A 6,011-nucleotide genomic window follows, 5' to 3' on the forward strand; every position below is an offset into this window, starting at 1 on the left:
AATTCCAGTGAACGACCCGGATTGGTGCATCGCATCGATAAAAACACATCCGGTTTATTGGTAATTGCCAAGACAGAAGCGGCTATGACACATTTGGCCAAACAGTTTGAAGACAAAACAACCGAGAGAGAATATATCGCGCTGGTTTGGGGTAATGTCAAAGAAGACGAAGGCACCATTGAAGGTAATATTGCGCGTCATATGAAAGACCGCATGCAAATGGCCGTTTATCCTGAAGGCGATGTCGGAAAACACGCGGTAACGCATTATAAAGTTTTAGAACGATTTGGCTATGTAACTTTGGTATCTTGTAAATTAGAAACAGGAAGAACACACCAAATTCGCGTGCACATGAAATACATTGGTCACACGTTATTCAATGATGCGCGCTATGGTGGCGATTTGATTTTGAAAGGAACAACGTTCACGAAATACAAACAGTTTATCGACAACTGTTTCAAAACCTTACCAAGACAAGCGTTGCATGCCAAAACATTGGGGTTTGAACATCCGGTGACTAAGGAATACATGCGATTTGATACCGAATTGCCTGAAGATATGAAAGATTGTATCGAAAAATGGCGCAATTACTCCAAATCTCATGTGGAGGTCAATGACGAAGAAGCATAAAAAAAGTCCTGATTATTCAGGACTTTATTATTTTATAAATCATCTTCAATCGGCTTTTCAGCCATAAAGATGTAGTAGATGCCGACCAGTATAAACGGAATACTCAACCATTGTCCGGTGCTTAACAATCCGAAATTTTCTTCGATACCTCCTTGGCTTTCTTTTACGTATTCCACTATAAAACGAACCGTCCATAACATTACCAGAAAGTAACCGAACAACAAACCTTGTTTTTCTGCCGTTCTGGTTTTCCAATACAAAAAGAACAGTATAAAAAAGACAAAGATGTATAAAAACGCTTCGTACAATTGTGCCGGATGTTTCATGGGTACTTTGGCTAATATCTCGGCATATTGCGGATCTGTGGCGATGGCGTGATAAGCCTCATTTACATTGGGAATTTTGGTAATGTTCAGCACATCTTTGGCCGAATAATAATCACGGATGAATTTTATTCCGAAAGACGAATCTGTTACATTTCCAACGATTTCCGAGTTGAAAAAATTCCCGATTCGCACGAAAATAGCGCCACTGGCTACCGGAATTACCACGCGGTCTAACACCCAAAGCATAGGTCTTTTGATTACTTTTTTGCTGTAAAAATACATCGCAATAATGATGGCAATGGCCGCACCATGACTGGCTAATCCACGGAAACCGGTGAATTCAAATTCGGGATGAAATTTGAAAGGCAATAAAATCTCAGTAGGATTGTTTCGGAAGTATTCCCAATCGTAGAAAAAAACTTGACCCAAACGGGCACCCAAAAGCGTTGCGATTACAGTCCATATAAACAAAGTGTCTAATTTTTCAATCGACTCGTTTTCTCTTTCATAAATCTTTTTCATGATATACCAGCCTAAACCGAATGCAATAACAAACATTAAGCTGTAATAACGAATGGTGAAAAAGCCAATATCAATACCTTCTGAAGGATTCCAAATCATGATTTACTATTTTGGGGTTTTACTGTAAAAGTAATTAAATGTTTCTAACTAAGAAAAAAATACCAACTGTTTAATGAGAGCATTTCTTTTCCGGCACCGGATCGTAACCGCTTTTTCCCCACGGATGACAACTCAAAATTCTTTTAAAACCCAAGTAGCTGCCGTAAAATAATCCGTGAATTTTTAGGGCTTCTATGAAGTAAGTGGAACAAGTGGGATGAAAACGACAAGTAGCCGGAAATAAAGGAGAAATGACGATTTTGTAGAACCAAATCAGTAATAATAATGGTGCTATCAATATCTTTCTCAACATAAACTATTGAATGCTGAAAGTTGTTCCTTCTTTACCGTCTTTCAACTGTATGCCTAAGGCTGACAATTGGTCGCGAATTTGATCCGAAAGCGCAAAGTTCTTATTAGCTCTGGCTTCCAATCGCATGTTAATCAGCATTTCAACCACACCTTCCAATTTATCCGTTTGATTGGAAACTGCTTTTTCATCTTTAATGCCTAACACATCGAAAGTAAAATTTTTAAGGGTTTCGCCTAGAATGGTTATATCAGCAGCGGTTAAGGTTTCTTTGCCGTCGTTCACCAAATTTACATACTTAATGCCTTCAAACAAGTTTGCAATTAAAATTGGTGTATTGAAATCGTCGTTCATCGCCTCATAACAGTTTTGCTTCCAAGTGGCAATATCAATTGATGAAACGGCATTCGGCTTCAAATCTTTAATCAAATCCAAGCCATCTATCAATCGGGTAAATCCTTTTTCAGCCGCTAAAATTCCGTCATTAGAAAAGTCAAGGATGCTGCGATAGTGCGCTTGCATCATGAAGAAACGCGCCACGTTAGGCGAGAAGGCCTTGCTTAAAAAAGGACTGCCTCCATTGTAAATCTCGCTGGGTAAAATATTGTTACCGGTTGACTTCGACATTTTTTTACCGTTCAACGTCAACATATTGGCGTGCATCCAATAGTTTACCGGACTGTGACCGGTACAAGCTTCGTTTTGGGCGATTTCACATTCGTGGTGCGGGAATTTCAAGTCCATTCCGCCGCCGTGAATGTCAAATGTTTCGCCTAAATATTTGGTGCTCATAGCGGTACATTCTAAATGCCAACCCGGAAAACCAACACCCCAAGGCGAAGGCCAACGCATAATGTGCTCCGGTTCGGCTCTTTTCCACAAAGCAAAATCCTGCGGGTTTCTTTTATCCGATTGTCCATCGGTGTCACGGGTATTGGCTAACATCTCCTCAATATTTCTGCCGCTCAATTTTCCGTAATTATGGGTTTCGTTAAATTTCAGCACATCAAAATACACGGAGCCGTTTGACTCGTAAGCAAATCCTTTGTCTATAATTTGTTTTACAATTTCAATCTGTTCAATGATGTGTCCGGTTGCGGTTGGCTCAATGCTGGGCGGTAGAAAGTTGAATTGGTTTAAAACATCATGAAAATCAACAGTATATCGCTGAACAATTTCCATCGGTTCTAACTGTTCTACTCGGGCTTTTTTGGCAATTTTATCTTCGCCGTCATCCACATCATCTACTATGTGACCCACATCGGTAATGTTACGCACGTAACGCACTTTGTAGCCCAAATGAAGCAAATAGCGGAAAATCATATCAAACGACATGAAAGTACGCACATTACCTAAGTGTACATTGCTGTAAACCGTTGGACCGCAAACATACATCCCGACATTGCCTTCGTGTACCGGTTTGAAAAGTTCTTTTTCTCCCGTAAGAGAGTTGTAAATTTTAAGTGAATGATTTTTATAAAGTTGCATTTTTATTAAGAGCTATTTCCGGCTTTACGTTGTAATCTTTTTTTAAAAATCCCTTTGTTTCACAAAAGTAGTTTTTTAAAAAAGGATTTCCTCTGCAATCCGGGCTATTAAAAACTAGTTTCTAATCTGATGTAATCTAAAAATTCACGTTTGGTAATTTCATCCTTGAATTTTCCGCCAAACTCCGAAGTAACGGTACTACTTTCAATATCGCGAATACCTCTGGAATTTACGCATAGATGTTTGGCATCAATTACGCAAGCCACATTTTCAGTATTCAAAACGCGTTGAAGTTCTTGAACAATTTGCATGGTTAAACGTTCCTGCACTTGTGGTCTTTTGGCAAAATAATCCACAATTCTGTTCATTTTAGACAAGCCTACTACTGTACCGTTTGAGATATAAGCAACATGAGCTCTTCCAACAATTGGTAGTAAATGGTGTTCACAAGTAGAATAAACTGTGATGTTTTTTTCTACTAACATTTCCCCGTATTTGTAATTGTTTTGAAAGGTAGATGAGCTTGGTTTTTTATTAGGATTCAACCCCCCGAAAATCTCTTTTACAAACATTTTGGCTACTCGGTTGGGAGTGCCTTTCAAACTGTCATCGGTCAAATCCATTCCCAAAGTAGTCAAAATACTTTCAACATCTTTTTTTATGGCTTCAATTTTTTGCTCATCGGTTAGGTCAAAGGCATCTTTTCTTACCGGATTTTGAGCACTTGTAGCTATGTGGTTTTCACCTAATTCGTCATTGTTTACCACGTTTTTTGTCATTAAATTCGCAATTAATTTGGGTTTGAAAATCGAGTAGCAAAGATAAATAATTAAAATTAAAAGCAGCTGAATACTGTTAATATTTGAAATTATTTGATTTCAACGTTAATAATTTGCTAAAAATACGTATATTTCGTGCCTTAAAAATTGTCACTAGTAATGAAAAAAATCTACTACTATTTACTCGTAATTAATTTGTTCACAATTCAAGCGATTTTTTCGCAAGGCGCCAATTGTTCCTCATCAACGGCTTTTTGCGCTGGTGGTTCAGGTTTAACTTTTCCTAATTCAACCGGAACTACTACAGAAACAGGAATTAATTATGAATGTTTGGGTTCACAACCTAACCCAGCTTGGTTTTACATGCAAATCAGTACGGCTGGTAACATTAGTTTTCAAATTTCACAAGCAACCAATGGAGGGAATCCCATAGATGTGGATTACATTGTTTGGGGGCCATTCGCCACGCCTGTTTGCGGCGCTACGAATTTGAATCCGGATTCAAGTGTTAGTTGTAGTTTTTCAGCTGCTGCTATTGAAAATTTCACTTTAACCAATGCTCAAGTTGGACAAATTTATGTGGTATTATTAACCAATTACAGTGGACAGGCTGGTAACATTACTGTAACCCAAACTAACATAGGGCAACCCGGAGCCGGAGGAACCGATTGTAATATTGTTTGTCCTTTATCGCTTGAAAGTCAGGTTATTTGTGAAGGGAATGCTGCAACTTTAACTGCAACCATCAATGGTGCCACCTCTTATGCCTGGACAGGACCTAACGGACCAATTCCGGGAAATACACAATCAATATCAGTTGTTGATGAAGGAACCTATACAGTGGTAGTTAATAAGCCCGGGTGTGTAGCGAATGCAACAGCCAGTGCTACAGTTTCTTACGATCAAGGACCGGGTATTAACGATCCTGTTGATTTATCACAATGCTCTAATCAGACTGTTTTCGACTTGAATGAAGCGATTGCTAATATTTTTACTGGAACTGGTTTAACTCCGGGTGACTTTACCGTAAGTTTTCACACTACTGAAACAGGAGCGCTTAACGATGATCAGTCAATACCACAAGCAACTGTAGGGGCATACAATGCCACTGCCGGTACATATTATATAGGTGTTGAAAATCCAAATATTAGTAGTTGTAGGTTTGCATTTCCTTTTGATATTAGTTTTATAACTTGTACTGCAAATCCAAATCCTCCGCCAACTTTAACCTTGTGTGAAAGTAGTTTGGGTAGTGGTACAGCTGTTTTTAATTTTGCACCGCAAACACCTTTAGTTTTAGGAACAAATTCAGCTGCAGATTATGTCGTGACCTATCATTTGTCCCAAAATGATGCTGATAATGACACTGCTGCAATTGGTCCAAATAATGTTGTAGGAACCAATGGTCAAACCATTTATGTTCGTATGGAAGAAGTAGCTAACCCGCTAACTTACGGAACAACTACTTTTCAGTTAGTCGTTAATCCATTACCGTCAGCAACTATTTCTGGTAGTACAACCATTTGTTCCGGGACTAATACTGTAATCACTTTCAATGGTACTCCCAATACAACCGTGACTTACACTGTTGATGGTGGTACCAACCAAACAATTGTCTTAGATGCCACAGGCACAAATTCCGTTACTACACCTAACTTAACCGTCAATTCTACTTATTCTTTGGTTAGCGTTGTAAATACAACAACCACATGTGGTAGATTAGTGTCAGGTTCTGCTACTGTAACAGTAAGACAATTGCCTACTGCTACAATTTCAGGAACTACTGCTGTTTGTCAAAATGCAACAAGTCCTACCATAACCTTTACCGGTGCTAATGGTACTGCGCCTTATACGTTT

5 protein-coding genes and 1 pseudogene are annotated in these 6,011 nt (G+C 38.8%); 2 read left to right on the forward strand and 4 right to left on the reverse strand.

All coding sequences use genetic code 11. From position 1 onward, the window contains the following. A partial coding sequence (locus Q0M21_RS12310; protein ID WP_295338808.1) for an RluA family pseudouridine synthase occupies positions 1–630 on the forward strand: 630 nt, incomplete at its 5' end. A gap of 32 nt (positions 631–662) precedes the next feature. Here Q0M21_RS12310 and lgt read toward each other — a convergent pair. From lgt to folE, 4 genes are all read right to left on the reverse strand, one after another. After that, the gene (lgt, locus tag Q0M21_RS12315) at positions 663–1,577 is read right to left on the reverse strand and encodes a prolipoprotein diacylglyceryl transferase (RefSeq protein WP_295338811.1); all 915 of its coding nucleotides are present in this window, start codon (positions 1,575–1,577) and stop codon (positions 663–665) included. 70 nt (positions 1,578–1,647) lie between these two features. Continuing rightward, a complete protein-coding gene (yidD, locus tag Q0M21_RS12320) occupies positions 1,648–1,890 on the reverse strand; it encodes a membrane protein insertion efficiency factor YidD (protein ID WP_295338814.1) in 243 nt (80 codons plus the stop codon). A gap of 3 nt (positions 1,891–1,893) precedes the next feature. Continuing rightward, positions 1,894–3,375, reverse strand: coding sequence for a cysteine--tRNA ligase (gene cysS, locus Q0M21_RS12325; protein ID WP_295338817.1), 1,482 nt, complete (start codon positions 3,373–3,375; stop codon positions 1,894–1,896). Between the two features lie 107 nt (positions 3,376–3,482). Beyond that, on the reverse strand, positions 3,483–4,154 hold the full coding sequence (gene folE / locus Q0M21_RS12330; RefSeq protein WP_295338820.1) for a GTP cyclohydrolase I FolE: 672 nt from the start codon (positions 4,152–4,154) through the stop codon (positions 3,483–3,485). A gap of 159 nt (positions 4,155–4,313) precedes the next feature. Here folE and Q0M21_RS12335 point away from each other — a divergent pair. Beyond that, positions 4,314–6,011 (forward strand): annotated as a pseudogene (locus tag Q0M21_RS12335) (hypothetical protein); the annotation flags it as partial.

The organism is Flavobacterium sp. (assembly GCF_024710485.1).
GTDB lineage: Bacteria > Bacteroidota > Bacteroidia > Flavobacteriales > Flavobacteriaceae > Flavobacterium.

Bases quoted from the DNA above. Each gene is read 5' to 3' on its own strand.
- lgt (WP_295338811.1), bottom strand. From the start codon at position 1,577: ATGATTTGGAATCCTTCAGAAGGTATTGATATTGGCTTTTTCACCATT.
- cysS (WP_295338817.1), bottom strand. From the start codon at position 3,375: ATGCAACTTTATAAAAATCATTCACTTAAAATTTACAACTCTCTTACG.
- yidD (WP_295338814.1), bottom strand. From the start codon at position 1,890: ATGTTGAGAAAGATATTGATAGCACCATTATTATTACTGATTTGGTTC.
- folE (WP_295338820.1), bottom strand. From the start codon at position 4,154: ATGACAAAAAACGTGGTAAACAATGACGAATTAGGTGAAAACCACATA.